Here is a 3,885-nt window from a genome sequence, read left to right as displayed (position 1 = left end):
AAAGCTGGCGCTCTTCAGCGACCAGTGGCAAGCGCGCGTCATTGCGGAAATGAACGACTACCAGTTCAAGCTGGTCCGCATCGAAGGCGACTTTATCTGGCATCAGCACGCCGAGACGGACGAGACGTTTATCGTGCTCGACGGTCAATTGCGCATCGACATGCGCGAGGGGTCCGTGCTGCTCTCGGCAGGAGAAATGTTCGTGGTGCCCAAAGGCACGGAGCACAAGCCGTACGCAGAACACGAGGTCAAGCTGCTGCTGATCGAACCGCGCGGCGTGAAGAACACCGGCGAAGAAAACAACGAACGCACCGCGGCAAACGATCTGTGGATCTAGGCCGACGCACGCGTTCGCCGCGTGCACCGCGCGCCCGTCACAGCGACGACACCACGATTCCCGGGCGCGAGGCCCGCTGCTTCGGCCGCGCCGCGTCGCCCGGCAGCGCGGATACCGGCAGGTCAGCGGCATACACCGGGGAGCCGGCCACCGCGCGGCGCGGCACCCCGGCGCGTGGATCGCGCGCGCGAGCGTCGGTCTGACTGAAATGCTCGACCAGATGATCGATAAAGGTGCGCACTTTTGCCGGCAAATGAAGGCGGCTTGGGTAAGCAATCGTGATTTCGATTTGCGGCAAGCGGTAATCGCCGAGTAACGGCACGAGACGCCCAGACGCCAGATCGCGGCCAATCAGATAGCTCGGCAGAATTGCCACGCCCATGCCCAGCAGCGCAAACTGCCTCAGCATTTCCGTATTGTTCGCCGCAATCGCGTTGGTCGGCCGGACGCGAACCTCGCCCGAGGGTCCGGTGAACACCCGTTCGTCACCACCCTGCTCGGCGGGCCGGCTCAGACACGGATGCATCAACAGATCTTCCGGCCGGGTCGGCGTGCCGTGCTGCGCGAGATAGGCGGGGGTCGCGCAGACCGTCATGTAGCCGGTAGTCAGGCGCCGCGTGACGATGCTCGCGCTGCGCATCTGCCGCGCAACCATGATGCCGACGTCGAAACCTTCTTCCACCAGATCGACATGGCGATCGGCCAGCGTAACGTCAGGCCGCACATCCGGATAGCACGCCGAGTAAGACTGCACCACCGGCGCGAGGCTATGCAGCCCGAATACCACCGGGGCGACGATACGCAAAGTCCCGACCGGTTCGTGATTGCGCGCCACCACCATCTGCTCGACGCCTTCGAGGTCGTCGAGAATATGGCGCACGCGCTCCAGATAAGTCGTGCCGGATTCGGTCAGTGAGAGACGGCGCGTCGTGCGATTGAGCAGGCGGGTGCCGAGGCGCGCTTCCAGATCGGCAACATGCCGCGTGACGACGGCGGTGGAGAGTTCCAGGGTGCTGGCCGCGCGGACAAAACTGCCGAGATCGGCCACTTTGACGAACACGCGCATCGATTGCAATTGATTCATGGGACGACTCCTGCCTCGGTAAAGCCGGGCCGGCGCAACCACGCCTGTGTCGACCCGAGCGGCAAGGCGCGCGCGGGTTTGCCCAACGATCCGATTGTATCGATCCGACCATGTCCCAACCCTGACCCGAACGTGACATTCCGGTCAGATTCCAACGCGCGGCATTATTGCGAAGTCTATTAAGGAAAATAGCTAGGTATAAACCCTTAGCTGCTGGTAACATAGCGCCCGAAAGGAAATTAATCGCTATGCCACCTCGTCTTCAGCTCTTCGAAAAAATCGCGTTTTCACTCGTTTGCTGGTCCGCCGCAGCCTGTTCGGCCTTCATCGCTTACGAACGGTGCCCGGACATCAAGGTCGTCTTGCACGTTGGTGAAGAGGCCCTGCGCTACAGCGGGCAGTATTCATTCGTCTGCGCCTCCCCCGTTGCGGACGCCTGCGCACAGTTGCCGACGAACTGATTCGCCGGTACTGACCGGCAGGCATTCACCTGCCGGCATTTGTCCGCATTTATCTACGCGTCGCGCCCGAACACCACGCGCGCGAAAAATCCCGCCAGCACTCGTTCAGCCATCTCCGCCGGCACGTTCTGCGGGTCGACCGTGTAGAAGAACTGCACGCCGTCGCACAAGCCCATCAAGCCCATTGCCAATGTCTCAGCCGGCAGCAATAGCGGCGTGCCGACTCGCGTCGAAAATTCGCGGATGTACGCGCTCAACTGTTCGAGCTTCTCGTGCATGAACGCGTTAAAGCGCAGCCGGAAGCGGCCGTCGCGCACGGCGAGCAGCTTGGCCTCCACCCACATCAGGAAGCACTTGTTCTCGCGATGCAGGCTGCTGTAGTAGTGCAGCACGCGCGCTTCCATCTCTTCGCGCGAGGCCGCGTTTTCGAAGATCGCCTGCAACCCCGCCTGCATGGTCTCGTGGTCGCGCCGCAGTAGTTCCAGGAACAACTCGCTCTTGCTGCGGAAGTTCGAATAGAACGCGCCGCGCGTATAGCCCGCCGCCCCGGCGATGTCTTCGACACTCGCCGCGACAAAGCCTTTCTTCATAAAAATCGTTTGCGCAGCGTCGAGCAGACGCTGACGCGTCTGGTCCTTGCTCTGCTCACGTGTAAGTCGTTGCCGTTTCATGGGCGCAAGTCTAGCACCGAAAAGAATCCGAATTCATGACAACATTCAAATACAGGTGTGTATTAGAATGCACTCATCCATTCGAAGTCAGACGCGTATGCCAATTGCATGTTTCGGCTGTGCGTCTTCGCTGGCGGGCCGCTGCGGCTTGCCGTGTTCGTTCGCTGTCTCCAGTTGGGGTAATTGTGAAGCGTCCCGGTCCTCCCGCATCGTCTGCGATGCGCCAGCAGTTCCATCGGCATGCCCGTCCGGCGCGCTTGCGCCGCGCGGCATTCGCCCTCGCTATCGCCGGCATCGTCACGCTCGCCGCATGCTCGAAGAAAGAACCCGCCACGCCCGCGCCGCGTCCGGTGGTCGCCGTCGCCGTGCATGCGGACGGTAGCGCCACGGCTGCGGCATCGTTGCCCGGCGAAGTGCAGGCGCGCTATGCCACGCCGTTATCGTTTCGCGTCAGCGGCAAGATCATCGAGCGGCGCGTACGCCTGGGCGACGTGGTGAAGAACGGGCAGGTACTCGCCCGGCTGGATCCCGCGGACGCCCAGAAGAATGCCGCCGGCGCGCAGGCTCAACTCGAAGCCGCGCAACACAGCTTCGTGTATGCGAAGCAGCAACTCGATCGCGACCAGGCCCAGGCAAAAGAAAACCTGATCGCGCCCGCGCAGCTCGAACAGACCACCAACGCCTACGCGTCCGCCGCCGCGCAACGCGATCAGGCCACGCAACAGGCGGCCTTGTCGAAAGACCAGTTGCAATACACCACGCTCATTGCCGATCACGCCGGCGTGATCACCGCCGAACAGGCCGACACCGGCCAGAATGTGTCGGCGGGCCAGGCCGTCTATAACCTCGCATGGAGCGGCGATATCGACGTGGTCTGCGACGTGCCCGAAAGCGCGCTGGCCTCGCTGTCGGTCGGGCAAACCGCGAAGGTCACGCTGGCCGCGCTGCCCGGCCGCAGCTTCAGCGCGCGGGTGCGCGAAGTGTCGCCCGCCGCCGATCCGCAAAGCCGCACTTACCGCGCCAAACTCACGCTCGACAATCCCGGACCGGACGTGCGTCTCGGCATGACCGCCGATATCGCGCTCGCCGCGCCTTCGCCCTCGAACTCGGCTGCCAACCCTGCTGGCAATTCAGCTGCGAGCCAGCCGAGTGCCTTCACCGTACCGGCCACCGCGCTGTTTCATGACGGCACGCAGCCGGCCGTGTGGGTCGTGCGTCCTGCGGAGAATGCGCCGGGCGTCGGCACGCCGGGCGTCGGCACGCCGGGCGTCGGTACTCCGGGCGTCGCTACGCCTGGCGTCGGCACGTTGGAACTGCGCCGCGTGACGGTCA

The 3,885-nt window shown here is 63.5% G+C and carries 5 protein-coding genes; 3 read left to right on the top strand and 2 right to left on the bottom strand.

The window, feature by feature from the left end:
* The coding region (locus QOC89_RS08230; protein WP_323044575.1) for a cupin domain-containing protein at positions 1 to 337 on the top strand (337 nt) is incomplete at its 5' end.
* A 37-nt stretch (positions 338 to 374) separates the two neighbouring features.
* Here QOC89_RS08230 and QOC89_RS08225 read toward each other — a convergent pair.
* Positions 375 to 1,421, bottom strand: a complete 1,047-nt coding sequence (locus QOC89_RS08225) for a LysR family transcriptional regulator (RefSeq protein WP_323044574.1) — start codon at positions 1,419 to 1,421, stop codon at positions 375 to 377.
* Between the two features lie 248 nt (positions 1,422 to 1,669).
* Here QOC89_RS08225 and QOC89_RS08220 point away from each other — a divergent pair, with 248 nt between their 5' ends.
* Positions 1,670 to 1,882, top strand: coding sequence for a hypothetical protein (locus QOC89_RS08220; RefSeq protein WP_179732450.1), 213 nt, complete (start codon positions 1,670 to 1,672; stop codon positions 1,880 to 1,882).
* A gap of 53 nt (positions 1,883 to 1,935) precedes the next feature.
* Here QOC89_RS08220 and QOC89_RS08215 read toward each other — a convergent pair whose 3' ends face one another.
* Complete coding sequence (locus QOC89_RS08215; protein ID WP_323044573.1) at positions 1,936 to 2,553, bottom strand: TetR/AcrR family transcriptional regulator; 618 nt, start codon at positions 2,551 to 2,553, stop codon at positions 1,936 to 1,938.
* 218 nt (positions 2,554 to 2,771) lie between these two features.
* On the opposite strand from QOC89_RS08215, the gene QOC89_RS08210 reads away from it, so the two are divergent.
* The coding region (locus tag QOC89_RS08210) for an efflux RND transporter periplasmic adaptor subunit (protein ID WP_323044572.1) at positions 2,772 to 3,885 on the top strand (1,114 nt) is incomplete at its 3' end.

Origin of the sequence: Paraburkholderia sp., from assembly GCF_034668105.1 — a bacterium.
GTDB lineage: Bacteria > Pseudomonadota > Gammaproteobacteria > Burkholderiales > Burkholderiaceae > Paraburkholderia.
Note: the sequence above shows the minus strand (reverse complement) of the source record. Positions and strands in the feature narration are given on the sequence as shown.

What these genes read in the sequence shown, in the direction of transcription:
- QOC89_RS08215 (WP_323044573.1), bottom strand. Translation starts at nt 2,553, where the DNA reads ATGAAACGGCAACGACTTACACGTGAGCAGAGCAAGGACCAGACGCGT.
- QOC89_RS08225 (WP_323044574.1), bottom strand. Translation starts at nt 1,421, where the DNA reads ATGAATCAATTGCAATCGATGCGCGTGTTCGTCAAAGTGGCCGATCTC.
- QOC89_RS08220 (WP_179732450.1), top strand. Translation starts at nt 1,670, where the DNA reads ATGCCACCTCGTCTTCAGCTCTTCGAAAAAATCGCGTTTTCACTCGTT.